Below are 14,005 nucleotides of genomic sequence, written 5' to 3'. Positions count from 1 at the left end.
GGCTACTGACCATCGGCTCTATGTTGGCTGTGTAGGTGTTGGCCCAGGACCGGATTCGTATAGTCCGGGGCCAAGACCAGTTGGTCGAGATTCAGCGGAGTTCGGGGCCTCCGCGAGCGGCCGTCATTGTCATCCCAGCGATGCGCGCCGAACGATCTCACGCAGGCGGCCTGCCTGAACCGGGCGGGCCGAACTGCGAGAAATGCCCCAGCTCAACACAAATGAGCTGGGGATTTGCGTTGTCAGCGAAGGTTAAGGGCGGTCGAACTCGCCGTCGTTCACGCCTGCGGTGAAGGCGTCCCACTCGCTGGGGGTGAACACCAGGGCTGGGCCGGTTGGGCTCTTCGAGTCGCGAACACCTACATGACCGCGATCAAGGAATGCGACTTCGACGCACTCCTTGCCCCCTGAGCTACGGCTGCTCTTGAACCAGTGCGCCCCGGACAGATCAACGGTCACGACAGAAACTCCCTTGCTACGTTCCGAAGCTTGGTCCGGCTCCTCACAGCGTCCAGCGCTGCGCGCTGGATCGTTGTCGACGCCATACGGTAGCTCTCCACATCCGGCCCACGTTCAAGGTACATGTCGCCGGTGAAGTTCTCGACGTAGATTACCGGCGGCTCAGTGACGCCGTCCTCGTCTGGCTTGAAGTCCAGGATCACAAACGGCCCAATTGGTACTCCGATCGGGACCCCGGCTGTGTACGGCAGCACCCGAACACCAACGTTGTCTTTGGTACTCATGTCTGCGAGGTGGCGGAGCTGGGCGGCCATGGTTGCCGGACTGCCCACGATGGTGTGCAGAACCGATTCGTGCAGAACGACATCCACTCTGGTTGGCCGGGTCTTGCGGCTGACTATCGCCTGCCGTTCCATACGCAGCCGGACACGGCCCTCCTGCTCTTCTTCGGAGTCATGGGGGAAGTAGATTCGATCAAGCGCTCGGGCATAGGCGGCTGTTTGTAGCAAACCGGGAACCAGATCCGGCCGATAGATCGTCATCTCATGGGCCGCCCACTCCAGATCCACGTACATCACGAACCCATCGGGGATCAGATCGCCGAAGGCGTGCCACCAACTCTTGACGTCAGCCTGTTGGGCGAGACCAACCATCACGGCGGTCCGCTCGGGGGTGAAGCCGAGAATGTCGCAGAGTTGTTGGACGTCTGCTTTCCGAATCTTGCCCTCTTCCCCCCGCTCGATACGGCCGAGCTTGCTGATGCTCCACTCCATGGACTTGGCAACGTCCGCGAGAGTCAGTTTCTCGGCGGTGCGCTGCGCGCGCAAGTGTCGGCCCAACTGACGGCGCGGGAGCGCCTTCCGGGAACCTTCGTCGGCCATCCAATCACCCCTGCGTGTTCAGTCTGGCAATCCGGCATGTTCAGTCTGGCAATCCAGTCGTGCCAGTTTGGCAGCCCCTCAGGCGTTTTAGGGCAGTTTCTTGAAATGTTCAGCCTGGCAAAGCCATTTCGCTCGTTCGGTGGTGTGCTGGTTGTGCGCCCGGGATGACTCTCCCTTCCCCTTCGTCAGGAGTTCGTCAGGGGCCGGGCGCACCCAGCCGCAGGCGATCCCCGGAGGTCGGCAGATGCCGAATAGCGAGCTTCCGCAACGAGACCCGTTCACCGGGCCACCAACCGCATACGTCGGCGCGACGGCCGAGCTGGTCGAGCGCTTCGCCTACGCCCTACGCCAGTGGGCGGAGCAGCCAGTGGTCGCCGAATCGTCCCGGTGCCGGGGTGTTGCGTCCCCCGGCAGCGGGCGCACGAACCAGGAGGCGCGGTGATGCGCCGAGATCGGTTGCGCACCAGTGAATCACCGGATGGTCGGAAGATTGCCACCTGGCGATTGCTGCGTGCGGGGGCCCACATCCTGCGGGTTCAGGATCGGGCCGACGCTTCCCCTGCCTATCGGTGGCCGGGCCGGAAACCGTTGCCTCTGGGAGCGCCGGGGTTGGTGTTGTTCGACGAGTTGTCACCGCCGGATCTGGCGACGGTCCGTGACGCCTTCCCCGGCTACCTCGATCTGTGGGATGCGGCGCGTGAGGACTACTGGCACGCACTACTCGACACGTCCGATCTGCCTGCCACGGGTACGAAGGGCTAGCCGGATGTTCGAAATCCACTCCCGGCGAGCGGAACTCGCCCCGTCTGTAGCAGCACTACTCGCCCTCTTCCACGAAGACACTCCCCAAAAGCTCGCCATCGCCCCCAACGACCGCCCCGCGATACTTCATCATGCGGACGGCACCCTCTCCCAGGTCGGCGAAGACGGCTGGCCTACGGCAGTCACATGACTGTGGCAACATCGAGAGCCCGCCACCGCCATGTGACGAAGTCATCTACCGCAAACTATTTCGGCAGTAGGTCGAGCTGTTGCTCGATTCGGTCGACGTCATGCTGAGCCTTCTCCTTACGGTCGCGGATTCCTTCGACGATGTCAGCGGGAGCCTTCGAGAGGAATTTGTCGTTGCCCAGCTTCTTCGTCGTGTTGTCCAACTCCTTGTACGCCGCCGAAAGATCCTTCTCTAGCCGACGACGTTCGGCATCGACGTCGATGGCCTGTGACAGATCGAGGCCGATTCGTGCCAGACCGATCGGCAACGTCGCGGTCGGGTTGAATCCATCGGCAACGGGTTCAAGCCGGAGCAGTTGCCGGATAGCCAATTCGTGTGCCTGCAGCGTCGTAGTCAGTTCGAGGTCGGCGGGCACGGGTTGGCTGGTGCGTACGCCTTGCTCTGATCGAAAGCGGCGGACTTCGGTGACGAAGTACTGGAGCTCGGTGATCTCGGCTTCGGCGGCGGGGGCGCGGTAGCCGGTATCGTTCGGCCAGGATGCAACGACGACAGATTCCTCGCCGGTGAGGGTGGTCCACAGCTTCTCGGTGACGAACGGCACGATCGGGTGCAGCAGCCGCAGCAGGGTGTCCAGAACGAGTCCGAGGACCCTGCGTGAGGCGTCCGCCGCGGCTCCGCCTGCAGCGAAGGTTGCCTTGGACAGTTCGAGATACCAGTCGAAGACTTCGTCCCACGCGAAGTGATACAGCAGGTCGGCCAGCTTGGCGAACTGCAAGTCTTCGAACGAGGTATCTGCCTCGGCGACAACGGTATTGAGTCGCGACAGGATCCAACGGTCAACCGCGGACAATGTTTCGACGGCCGGGAGCGGGCCGGTGGTGGTAGCGCCGTTGAGGAGAGCGAAGCGTGTCGCGTTCCAGATTTTTGTGGTGAAGTTGCGGCTGCCTTCGACGGATTCTTCGCTGATCGGGGCGTCGGTGCCGGGGTTGGCGGCGCGGGCGAGGGCGAAGCGCAAGGCATCGGTGCCGTAGGCGTCCATCCAGGTGATGGGGTCGACCACGTTGCCGAAGGACTTGCTCATCTTCTTGCCGTGCTTGTCGCGGACCATGCCGTGCAAGGCGATCACCTGGAATGGTGGTTGGCCGGTGGCGTAGAGCCCGAACATCATCATCCGGGCTATCCAGAAGAACAGCAGGTCATAGCCGGTGAACAACACCGAGTTCGGATAGAACTTGGCGAGGCTGTCGGTCTGCTCGGGCCAGCCCATCGTCGAGAACGGCCACAGCGCCGAGGAGAACCACGTATCGAGGACGTCGGGGTCTTGGGTCCACCCCTCTGGTGCGGTCTCTTCGGGGCCGACGCAAATCACTTCGCCCGCAGGTCCGTACCAGATCGGGATGCGATGTCCCCACCACAGCTGCCGGGAGATGTTCCAGTCCCGCAGGTTGTCGACCCAGTCGAAGTAGCGGCCGGCCAGCTCTGGCGGATGGACCACGACTTGGCCGTCACGGACCGAGTCGCCCGCGGCCTTGGCCAATGGCGCGACCTTGACCCACCACTGCATCGACAGGCGGGGCTCGATGACGGTTCCGCAGCGTGAGCAGTGCCCAACCGCATGCGCGTAGGGACGCTTTTCAGCGACGATTCGCCCCTCGGCGCGCAGTGCCGCGACAACGGCCGAGCGCGCTTCGAGTCGATCCAGCCCTTGGAACGGTCCATGTGCAGTGATGGCGGCGCGTTCGTCCATTACCGTGAGCGCTGGCAAGTTGTGGCGTTGACCGATCTCGAAGTCGTTCGGGTCGTGGGCAGGGGTGACTTTCACTGCGCCGGTACCGAACTCGGGGTCCACATGTTCGTCGGCGACGACCGGGATATTGCGGCCGGTCAGCGGGAGCTCGATCTCGCGGCCGACCAGGTGCCGGTAGCGGTCGTCGTCGGGATGGACCGCGACCGCGGTGTCACCGAGCATGGTTTCCGCTCGGGTGGTGGCGACGACGATCGAGTTCTCACCCTCGCCGTAGCGGATCGACACCAACTCGCCGTCAAGCTCCTTGTGGTCGACTTCGATATCAGAGATAGCCGTCGCGCATCGGGGACACCAGTTGATGATCCGTTCGGCCCGGTAGATCAAGTCGTCGTTGTAGAGGCGTTGGAAGATCGTCTGGACCGCGCGCGAGAGGCCCTCGTCCATGGTGAAGCGTTCGCGGGCCCAGTCGACGCCGTCGCCGAGTCGACGCATCTGGTCGGAGATCGCACCACCGGATTCGTCTTTCCACTGCCACACGCGCTGCTCGAACGCTTCGCGGCCGAGGTCGTGGCGGGAGAGACCCTGCTTGGCGAGTTCGCGTTCGACGACGTTCTGGGTCGCGATTCCGGCGTGGTCCATACCTGGCTGCCACAAGGTCTCGAAGCCTTGCATGCGCTTGCGGCGGGTGATGGCATCGATCTGGGTGTGCTCGTAGGCGTGGCCCATGTGCAGGCGGCCGGTGACGTTCGGCGGCGGGATGACGACGGTGTAGGCCGGCTTGTCGCTTGTCTCGTCCGCCTTGAAATAGCCCTTGTTTACCCACCGTACGTACAGCTCGCCCTCGAGTTCTACCGGTACGAAAGTCGTCGGCAGGCTGGTGGGGTCGATGCTGTTTCGGGGGTGGGTTTCGGTCACAGTCGCCCAGCATATTGCCTGCGCTCCGCCGGTCTCTCCGGTACCGGAAGGTGACGGTGATCCCGTCGCCCCGATCACGGGACGCCCAGCGTATCGGCGGGACTGGTCAGGGCGGCATGGCGCTGGCGGGCCAGGGTGAGAGCCTGGTCCAGGTCGACGGCGGCCATGTGCAGTAGGTCGGTCAGCCGGTCGGGCTTGCTCGCATACACGAGCGCCGCCACGTCGGCGGCCGAGCCGTCCTCGCCAAGGACGGCATGAAAGTAGTCCAGGTTCTTGTCGACAGCGAGCTGCACCGTTTCCAGTTCATCGACCTTGGCGGTGGATAGGCGAGGGAACCTGGCGTGTACGCGGTATTCGTGGAACGGGCCCACTATGCAGCCGATCTCGTTGGTCGTGCTGCGTCGGTGGCGGGCGGCGAGGAGGTCGATCGCGAAGGCCCAGTCTTGCCATTTGCGGATCCGTTGGTCGTAGCCGCCAGCTGCAAGGGCGTCGGTACGCCGGTAAATGATCGACATCGGGGCGTGGTGCTTGCGGACCATCAGCTGCTCGTGGCAGGGATAGGCCGAGATTGTCAGCCCATGAAAGTCGCCGAACATCTGTGAATAGGTGTGCACGAACGCGATCTGCGGCGACGAGGCCAGAATCTGCACCGCGCGTTCGGGGTAACTGCCGTCGGCGAGTAGCGCGGGATCGATCGTGAGTCGGTCGTCGGAGTCGAGTGGCAAGACGTAGTCGTAACGGGCCGCGTCCAGCCCGGCGTTGCGGCCTGCTTGGGCACCACGGTTATCTGGCAGCCGCACGACGCGCACTCCAGGGAATTCACGGCAGGCGTCGATGCTGGTCAACGTTTCGGGGTCGTTGCTTCCGTCGTCGACCACAATAATCTCCCGAGTCAGTGACATTGGTTGTTGGACAACGGATTTGACTGCTTCCATGATGAAGTTGCCGCTGTTGTGGCAAGGCACGATGACACTGAGTCCGGGTGCGGATTCTTCGTTCATCGGCAGAGTTCGTGGTTGGTGCGGCGGTGCGCGTGGATGGTGATCCTGTTGGCCTCGAAGTAGTTGTGTGGCGAGTCGGTGTTGCGCTCAGCGTGCTGGGTCAGCGTCATGTGGAGGGTCCATCCGGTGTAGAGGCGTTCGATGGTGGTGCGGAGTGTGTCGGCGGTGTAGGCGGCTTCGTCCTCGATCAGCACGCGACGCCCTTGCCGGTCGGTGCGGGTGATGTCGGTGAACACCTCGAGGAAATGCCCGGCACCAGCCGGGGCGCGTTGAATACAACGGGTCAAGACATCCCGGACTTGGTCCTGGCGCAGGTAGTGCAGAACATCTCTGGCAACGACGACACCGAATTGCCTTGCGATGGAGAAGTTTTCGATCCGCTGCTCGACGACTTCGATTCGGTTCGCCCAGTCTGGGCAGCCCGTCAGCCGTGAACGCAGGATCTGTGGCGGGATCTGGTCGACGGCAACGACATCGAAGCCGGTTCGGGCCAAGGTCACTGTGTAGGTGCCCATCCGGTAGCCGAATTCCAGCGCTGTCCGCAAGGCTCGATCATCCAGAGAGTTAAGGAATCCGGCGAACCTGTCAGAAACGGGTGCCATCAGCCGCTCTGCTGTCGGCACATCGCCTCCGAGTGCGTCGAGATAGAACGCACGGACCTCCCTCTGGGAGCGCACGATGCACATCGGCAATCTCCTAGATGCCGTCGACTTCCACGGTTTGGCCGGGAATGCGTAGGGAGAGCGCGAGTGCTTCGGTGACACGCATCGGGAGATAGTGCTCCTCCAGTCGGCTACGGGTCTCGGTGCCGCGCAACCAGTTCTGCATGAGCGCACGGTTGCTATCACTATGGAACAACCCGTCGAAAGTCTCCCGAGACACGTACTCGTCGTCGGTGAGCAGTGAGGCGTTAGCACGGGTCAGGATCTCCGCGACCGCGCCGATCTTGTCGGCATCCGGCCCACGCGGCACGTCATAGCAATTGACGTGCACCGAATACAGCGTCGAGAGCTGTGCCTCGAGGTCGACACTGCTGGTCCGACCGTTCTTGTTGTACACCCCGTCCGGGAATGTCGACCAGTTCCGGATCGATGGTGTTGTCTGTTCGAACGACAAGGTGCCCAGGGTGATGGTGGCGTCGGTTTCGGCATCGACGAGACGGAATGTCGAGGTGATGTCGGTTTCGCCGTAGCGGCGCGGTTCGCGGCCTAACACAGCGCATTTCGAATCACCGCCGAGCATCTGTGTCGCCGGAAGCGACAGCCGCTGCCACTGGTCGGCCGGGAATGCACCGAACGAGCACACCTGCAACCGCAGTGGTCGGTCCCGGAACAGCAGCTTGTTCAGCGACAAAACCTGCACCGCCAGGTCGATGTAGTGGTAGCTGCCGTGCATCAGCATCCCGTACCCGTACCGGTACGGGTGATCGTCGCGCGTCACGAACTCATGCTCCAGATTCCAGACGCCACCCGCCGCACGCAAGTGGAACGACGTCAGCGGCGACTTCCACGCGAGCATCCGCTCCCGCAGGGATTGAATGACCCGGTCGTTGTAGATGCTGTGGTAGCGGCTCAAGGTCATGACCGAGTGGTGGGCGTTGCGTCGCCCCGCCGCGGCGATCAATTCCGCCATGGTGGTGGAGATCAGCGACGGTTCGAAGCTGTCGCCGATCATCGGGGCCAGGACAGGCTTTTCGACCAGGGAGTCGACGCCCTCTTCCACGCAGCGCCGCAGGTACTGCTCATGGGAGCCCACCTCGGTGGCGATATACGCCTTCATCGGCAGGCCGGGTACCCGCAAGAATCTCAGCGCCGACTGAGCGGTTTCCAGCGCCAGCGCCGGGTTGCCGCGGTCTGAGGGGACAAAGAACTTCATGCGCGGTTGTGGATCGGCGCCGAGGAGTCGAGTTTCGATGACTTCGCGTTCGGACTCCAGGTCCACGATCGACCAGGAGTCGAGATGGCCGTCGGCGATCGCGGCTCTGATCACGGGCATGTACTTGTTGCGAACGATCTCGTCGTAGCCGATCACGACCAGTTGGTGGATGCCCATCGAGTTCTCCCATCGCCGCGCGACGGATCACGGTGTCCGTCGCCAATGCCGCACCACCGAGACACCGGGACCGGCTTGTGAGTCCGGACCCAAGAACGCGAAAGTTGTTGAAGCGACGCCTATTCCGGTGACCTCTCGGTGATGCGGTAGTTCAACAGTCGCAGTCGGGAGGTCACGCGGGAAGTGCCGTTAGAGGTACTCCGCAGGTACCGAAGGGGTACGCTTTTCGCACGAAACCGGTACGGGGGTGAGTACCGCAATGCCCGTGCAGTTGACGTGGACCGGACTGGAAGTGCGCGCCCTTCGTGACGCTCTACGGGAGACCAGGCCCGGATTCTGTGAGATCACCGGTGCGCGTTTCGAGGCGTTGCGCAAGTGGGAACGTCGCGGCCCGACCTTAATGTTGCGCGCGGTGAATGCCGCAATCATGGACACCACCCTCGCGCGAGCCACCGACGACCAGCGCGCCCGGTTCGATCTGCGCTGCGCTGAACTGCGGCGAAAGCACAACCTTCCGGATCCCCCGATCGCAACGCCTAAGCTCGACGGTGATGATTCCGATCGGCCATCCGCACAACGCGGACCGCAGTACCGCATGGAGATCAACGACATGAACCGCCGTGAGCTGCTGCGCGTGCTCGGTGTCGCCAGCGCCTCACTGGCGATCCCAGTCGACTGGGATCGCGTCCTTGCCGCCGCAAGCGGCACCGCCCGCATCGATGCCTCGACCGCCAGGCAATACGCGAGCATCAACCAGGGGTTGTGGCACAGTTACTCCCAAGCGGTAACCAAGGCTGACACCTTTCCTGCTGTCCGCGAGCACCTCGATCTACTCATCGACGGGGTACGCCGTAGCAGCGATGATCATGTCCGGAGACATCTGGCCGAGCTCACTGCTGAGGCGTTGCAGCTATCGGGTGAGATCCTGTTCGACAATGACGATTACGAGACCGCTGCCCACTGCTATTCCCTCGCGGCGTCATACAGCAAGGACGCCGGAGCATACGACCTGTGGGCATGCGCGCTGACCAGGCACGCCTACCTTGGAATCCGCAACCATCAGTTCGATGCCGCGATCCCGCTATTGGAGTCGGCCGGCGAACTCGCACGCCGAGGCAACCCAGCCTTGACCACTCGCTACTGGGTCGACGCCGTGCACGCACAAGCGCTCGCCGGGCTCGGCGATGCAACAGGCTGGAAACGCGCCAGCGACTCGGCCCGAGGCGCCCTCGATGTCGCCTCGACCGTCACCAGCTGGCTACGATTCGACGGCTCACGCCTCGATGAAGAACGCGGCAGCTCCTACATCCAACTCACGCAGCCCCAGCGCGCCGAACAATTGCTCGCCCCGATGCTCGATCGCCCACTTTCCACACGCCGCCGGGCCAGCGTGCTCATCGACCTCGCCGCCGCAGCAGCACTACACCGCGACCCGATCCAGCTCGTGTCCTACGGCAACGCCGCCCTCGACATCGCCCAGCGCACGCACTCCGGTTACCTGGGCCGTCGACTCGACGACCTCCGCCATCACCTGGAACCATTGGGTCACGATCTGCATGTCCGCCACCTCGACATGCAGATCGCATCCTTGCTGTCCCCGACCACCAGTACGAGGAGAACCAGTGCCCGACGACACTGACCGCGGGCGGATCTTCCGCCGAGCCTGGATCGACGGCGTCCGCAGCTACTACCCGGGCGATCCGAAACCGGGATATGTCGCCGAGTGGGAAGACATGCCGGCATGGGAGCAAGCCGCCGCCATCGCGGTGTATGACCAAGTAGCACAGTTCCTCTCGGCCACAGACGGCAGCGCAAGCAAGCTGAGCTCCGAGCAAAAAGGGCGCTGGATCGCACTGTGCTGGATCGCCCAGATCCACAAGCACATCCCGGAGCCGAAACCGTCGTACGTCGCAGACTGGGAGCAACTTCCGGATTGGCAACAGAAAGTCGACGCGGACATCTTCGCGGCAATCGAAGCTTCAATCGCCACCACCCTCCATTAGGCCACGAAGAGCATCGTTTCCACGGGCGGCGGCTCCGATAGCGGCGTGGCCTTGGCTGCCGCAACCTCGAGGAGGCGCTCGGTGTTGACCGGGCGTGGGGGAGTCAGGGTTGGCCCGCGTTGGTGTTGGCCCAGGATTGGATGTCGCCCCGGTCCAGGGCCAGTGCCAGGAGGTCGGGGAATTTGTTGGGGGTGCAGGCGAACGCGGGGACGCCTAGGGCGGCCAGGGCGGCGGCGTTGTCGTGGTCGAAGGCGGGGGCTCCTTCATCCGAAAGGGCCAGCAGGACTACTACCTGGACGCCGGATTCCTTCATGGCGTTGACGCGGCGGAGCATTTCGTTGCGGATGCCGCCTTCGTAGAGGTCGGAGATGAGGACGAACAGGGTGTCGGCGGGGCGGGTGATGAGTGACTGGGAGTAGGCGATGGCGCGGTTGATGTCGGTGCCGCCGCCGAGCTGGGTGCCGAACAGGACGTCTACGGGGTCGGCGAGTTGTTCGGTGAGGTCGACGACTTCGGTGTCGAAGACGACCAGGGAAGTCTTCAGCGCGCGCATCGAAGCGAGGACCGCACCGAACACCGATGCGTAGACCACGCTGGAGGCCATCGAGCCGGATTGGTCGATGGCCAGCACCACATCACGGCGCACCGCCTGGGCTTTGCGGCCGTAGCCGACGAGGCGTTCGGGCACCACGGTGCGGTGTTCGGGCAGGTAGTGCGCGAGGTTCTTGCGGATGGTCCGGTCCCAGTCGATATCGCGCAGGCGTGGGCGGCCGATGCGGGCGGCACGGTTCAGCGCGCCGGAGACGGCCGCGAGCGTGTGTGCGGCGATGCGCTGCTCGATCTCGCGGACGACCTTCTCCACCACCATTCGCGCTGTCGCCTTGGTGGTTTCGGGCATTACGCCATTGAGACTCAGCAGCGTGCCGACGAGGTGGACGTCGGGCTCCACCGCTTCCAGCAGCTCGGGTTCCAGCAGCAACTGCGTCAGGTTCAGCCGGTCGACCGCGTCGCGCTGCATGACCTCCACGACCGTGGAAGGGAAATAGGTGCGGATGTCCCCGAGCCATCGAGCGACTTTCGGCGCCGAGCCGCCGAGGCCCGCCGCACGTTTGCCGGACGACGTGGTGTCGTCGGTGTTGTAGAGGGCCGACAATGCCGCGTCCATCGCCTGGTCGTCGCCGGACCCGAGGCCGCCGAGGCTCGGTTCGGCAGCGGTGCCGAGCACCAAACGCCAACGCCGGGAGTGTGTTTCATCGATGTCGTTCATCCAGGTACTCCGGGGAAGTCGGTGGTCCGCATTTGTGTGGTCACGTAGTTCGAAGTGCTGGTGCCCGAGCCGGAGGTGTTCGCGCGACGGACATAGCGCTGCGAGGGTTCATCCGGCGGCTTCACGATGGTTCTGGTGTCGCTCGCGGCTCGGGTGTTGTGAGCGATCGTTGGGGTGTGGCCCGTGGTTTGGGTGGGTTGGGTGCTGGGAATGGTGCTTCGGGTATTGCGAGCGGGCCGGGTTTTGCGAGGGGTGATTCGGGCGGCTCGAGTGAGCCGCGTGCCCCGAGATCGTTGTGGTGCTGAGGTTTTCATCCGGCGACCCCCAGAATCTTTGCGACCGTGTGCATGGCGATCAGCCCCCGGTTCACGTCGAATGATGTGCTGTCGGAGTTGTCGGTCCGGAGTGCGCCGCCGTCGCGGACGGCCTGGCCGATGGCACGGCGTTCTCCCGATTCGAAGGCGCCGAAAGTGCGGCGCAGCAGGGGGAGTGTCTCGACGAACTGGTCGTCGCCGAGTTCGCGCAGCCAATCGTCGATGAGGCGCAGCAACTCTCGGTCGTGGACGAGCAAGAGACCGCGTCCACCGAGAAAACCGTCGATCCAGGCGGCCTTCGCAGCGGCGGTGTTACCGATCGACAGTGCGGCGGAAAGCCTGCGCGCGGACTCTGTTTCATCGATGATGCCCGCGTCGCAGAGTAGCCGGACCGCGCGGCCCACCAGCGCGCCGTGGACATCGTCGCGGTCGGCGAGGCGGCGCAGCGCCGCGAGCCACTCCTTGGTGGCCCAGCCGTCGTCCCTGGTGTGGATGGCGGTGTGGGCTGCGTCGAGAAGGCTGCGCAGTTGCTCGGCGGCGTCGGCGTCCAGCCCGGTGACGGCGCCGGGGAGGCCCGCACAGATGCGCACCAGAAGACCATCGGCGACGTGGACGAGCGCCTTGGTGTCGGTGCCGCGCACATCGCCGTAGCGCAGGGTGCGGACCAGACCTGGCAGGGCGGCGAGCAGGTGGCTCACGTCGTGGTCCAGTGCCGCAACCGATTCCAGTCGGGAGATGAGGCCGTCGGTGGCACCGCCGAGGTCGGCCAGCAGTGCGGTTTCCAGCGCGGCGGTGAGGTCGGCGACGGTGCTGCCGTCGCGGTTGGCCAGATCGAGGATCTTCGACTCGGCGGCGGTGCGGATGGTGGTGCCCCAGCGGGAGGCCTCGATGATCGAGACCGCGAACTCCGGCCGCCATTCCAGCGTCCAGGTTTCCCGGAAGGTGCCGGTGCTACGCACCTCTCCGGTGGTCGGTGTGCCCCAACCGATGCCGAGCAAGCGCAGCCGATGCAGCAGCCGGGAACGATCGACCTCCCGTTCTTTGCGCAAGTCCAGATCGAGGGTCCGCGATACGGCCTCCTGCTTCATGCGCAGTGTTCTGATCTTGGCCCGCAGATCGGCGTCGAGCGGCACGGTGGGCGTGCCCTCCGGCACGGCGCCGAGCGCCTCGCCGACGACGAGTTCGGCGGCGATCAACCGGACCATCGTCTCCTCGCCCGCGCACATCACCGAACGCACCGCCTCGGTGACCTCGGAAAGCCCGGCAAGCGGACGATCACGCAGCACGGCGAGAGTCTCGGCCAGCCGGACGGATTCGATGATGTGTGCACTCGAGACCGGCAGATCATGCGCCCGCAGCACCCCGGCCACCTTGGTGAGCCACCGGGCGATGGGCTGCTCGGTCTGAGTGAACAGATGGTGATACCAGCCCGGCGAGGTAATGCCCGCGCCATAACCGGACGCCGAGGCCAGCCGTGAATGCGTCCACGGCACCCAGGTCACGGTGGCCTTCACCTTCGGCAACCCCTTGAGCAGCCGCATATCCGCGGCCGCCGGTCCGAGCTTGCCGACCAACGCGGGCGCATGCCACGCACCGCAGACCACCGCGAGCCGTTGTGCTCCGTCCTTGAGCGCCTTGCGCATCGTCTGCCGCATGTACGCCTCACGCCGCAGGGTGTGCTCATCGATCGCGACCGGCACTCGTGGCGCGATCTCCGATTCGACAGCAACCGAGCCGCTTTCGGGTGCGCCGTCTTCGCTCGGTTCTCCGTTGTAGTCGGTCCGGGCGCCGAGCGTTCCTGCGGCGGCGGCATCGCGGATTGCCCCCATCGCTTCTGTGATCGCCTCGAAAGCGGTAGAGTCGGCTGCCGATTCGACCACCGCATCCCACCAGCGTTCGGCGTCGTCGTATCCAGCAGCCGCGGCCAACTCGGCGAGTGGGTCGATGTGATCACCGGGTTCGTCGTCGCGGGCGAGCACCGTGGTGGCGGGCAGGTCGCAGAACCGCACGGCCACACCGTGTTCCACCGCATACCCCAGCGCCTGCCACTCCGGAGAGAACACCGCATACGGCCAGAACGCCGCCTTGGCCGGGGTGTCCGGCACATAGGCGAGCAGCGCCACCGGCGGTGCCATCCCGTCCGCGGCGACATAACCGACCAGCGGATCGGCATCCGCAGGACCTTCGATCAGGATCGCATCGGGCCGGAATGCTTCCAGCGCCGCGCGCAGCGACTTGGCCGAACCCGGTCCGTGATGGCGGATGCCGAATACTCGAGTCACTGGTCCGTCGCTGACCTGCGATACGTCGCCGTCACCGCCCTGCGCGTTCGTGTCCGCGTGTCCGCTGGTGTCAGCGCCTGGATACGTCTGGATCACGGTGCTACCCCTTGTTTCCGTGCCGCGCCGGCCGGG

The 14,005-nt window shown here is 64.5% G+C and carries 13 protein-coding genes; 5 read left to right on the top strand and 8 right to left on the bottom strand.

Going from position 1 to position 14,005, the window contains the following annotated elements:
• Window positions 1-252 precede the first annotated feature (252 nt).
• Together ACLMAL_RS13615 and ACLMAL_RS13610 are read right to left on the bottom strand one after the other, a co-directional pair.
• Window positions 253-459, bottom strand: a complete 207-nt coding sequence (locus ACLMAL_RS13615) for a DUF397 domain-containing protein (RefSeq protein ID WP_411999391.1) — start codon at window positions 457-459, stop codon at window positions 253-255.
• On the bottom strand, window positions 456-1,340 hold the full coding sequence (locus ACLMAL_RS13610; RefSeq protein ID WP_411999390.1) for a helix-turn-helix domain-containing protein: 885 nt from the start codon (window positions 1,338-1,340) through the stop codon (window positions 456-458). Before ACLMAL_RS13610 ends, ACLMAL_RS13615 begins: the two co-directional genes overlap by 4 nt.
• 244 nt (window positions 1,341-1,584) lie before the next feature.
• Between ACLMAL_RS13610 and ACLMAL_RS13605 the strand changes: the two genes are divergently transcribed.
• Genes ACLMAL_RS13605 through ACLMAL_RS13595 form a run of 3 tightly spaced genes read left to right on the top strand, consistent with a single transcriptional unit; the run spans window position 1,585 to window position 2,292 of the window.
• Window positions 1,585-1,782, top strand: a complete 198-nt coding sequence (locus ACLMAL_RS13605; RefSeq protein ID WP_411999389.1) for a hypothetical protein — start codon at window positions 1,585-1,587, stop codon at window positions 1,780-1,782.
• Window positions 1,779-2,102, top strand: coding sequence for a hypothetical protein (locus ACLMAL_RS13600; RefSeq protein ID WP_411999388.1), 324 nt, complete (start codon window positions 1,779-1,781; stop codon window positions 2,100-2,102). The genes ACLMAL_RS13605 and ACLMAL_RS13600 overlap by 4 nt, the downstream gene beginning before the upstream one ends.
• A 4-nt stretch (window positions 2,103-2,106) precedes the next feature.
• Window positions 2,107-2,292 carry a hypothetical protein gene (locus tag ACLMAL_RS13595; RefSeq protein ID WP_411999387.1) on the top strand — a complete coding sequence of 62 codons (186 nt, stop codon included), beginning with the start codon at window positions 2,107-2,109 and terminating at the stop codon, window positions 2,290-2,292.
• Between the two features lie 55 nt (window positions 2,293-2,347).
• Here the strand turns inward: ACLMAL_RS13595 and ACLMAL_RS13590 are convergent, their stop codons facing one another.
• The 4 genes from ACLMAL_RS13590 to ACLMAL_RS13575 all read right to left on the bottom strand — a co-directional run bounded on the left by ACLMAL_RS13590 (window position 2,348) and on the right by ACLMAL_RS13575 (window position 8,007).
• Window positions 2,348-4,954 (bottom strand): valine--tRNA ligase, encoded by a 2,607-nt coding sequence (locus ACLMAL_RS13590; protein ID WP_411999386.1) that lies wholly within the window; start codon window positions 4,952-4,954, stop codon window positions 2,348-2,350.
• 74 nt (window positions 4,955-5,028) lie between these two features.
• Window positions 5,029-5,955 (bottom strand): glycosyltransferase family 2 protein, encoded by a 927-nt coding sequence (locus ACLMAL_RS13585; protein WP_411999385.1) that lies wholly within the window; start codon window positions 5,953-5,955, stop codon window positions 5,029-5,031.
• The gene (locus tag ACLMAL_RS13580; protein WP_411999482.1) at window positions 5,952-6,557 is read right to left on the bottom strand and encodes an SAM-dependent methyltransferase; all 606 of its coding nucleotides are present in this window, start codon (window positions 6,555-6,557) and stop codon (window positions 5,952-5,954) included. Before ACLMAL_RS13580 ends, ACLMAL_RS13585 begins: the two co-directional genes overlap by 4 nt.
• 94 nt (window positions 6,558-6,651) lie before the next feature.
• The gene (locus tag ACLMAL_RS13575) at window positions 6,652-8,007 is read right to left on the bottom strand and encodes a hypothetical protein (protein WP_411999384.1); all 1,356 of its coding nucleotides are present in this window, start codon (window positions 8,005-8,007) and stop codon (window positions 6,652-6,654) included.
• A 265-nt stretch (window positions 8,008-8,272) separates the two neighbouring features.
• On the opposite strand from ACLMAL_RS13575, the gene ACLMAL_RS13570 reads away from it, so the two are divergent.
• Window positions 8,273-9,646: a transcriptional regulator gene (locus tag ACLMAL_RS13570; RefSeq protein ID WP_411999383.1), complete on the top strand. Its 1,374-nt coding sequence runs from the start codon at window positions 8,273-8,275 to the stop codon at window positions 9,644-9,646.
• Window positions 9,630-10,010 (top strand): hypothetical protein, encoded by a 381-nt coding sequence (locus ACLMAL_RS13565; protein WP_411999382.1) that lies wholly within the window; start codon window positions 9,630-9,632, stop codon window positions 10,008-10,010. The genes ACLMAL_RS13570 and ACLMAL_RS13565 overlap by 17 nt, the downstream gene beginning before the upstream one ends.
• A gap of 103 nt (window positions 10,011-10,113) precedes the next feature.
• On the opposite strand, the gene ACLMAL_RS13560 is transcribed toward ACLMAL_RS13565, so the two are convergent.
• Window positions 10,114-11,277: a VWA domain-containing protein gene (locus tag ACLMAL_RS13560; RefSeq protein ID WP_328405444.1), complete on the bottom strand. Its 1,164-nt coding sequence runs from the start codon at window positions 11,275-11,277 to the stop codon at window positions 10,114-10,116.
• Between the two features lie 310 nt (window positions 11,278-11,587).
• On the bottom strand, window positions 11,588-13,873 hold the full coding sequence (locus ACLMAL_RS13555) for a DUF5682 family protein (RefSeq protein ID WP_411999481.1): 2,286 nt from the start codon (window positions 13,871-13,873) through the stop codon (window positions 11,588-11,590).
• Between the last annotated feature and the right edge of the window lie 132 nt (window positions 13,874-14,005).

The sequence above is a fragment of the Nocardia sp. CWNU-33 genome (assembly GCF_046764895.1).
Taxonomy (GTDB): Bacteria; Actinomycetota; Actinomycetes; order Mycobacteriales; family Mycobacteriaceae; genus Nocardia.
Note: the sequence above shows the minus strand (reverse complement) of the source record. Positions and strands in the feature narration are given on the sequence as shown.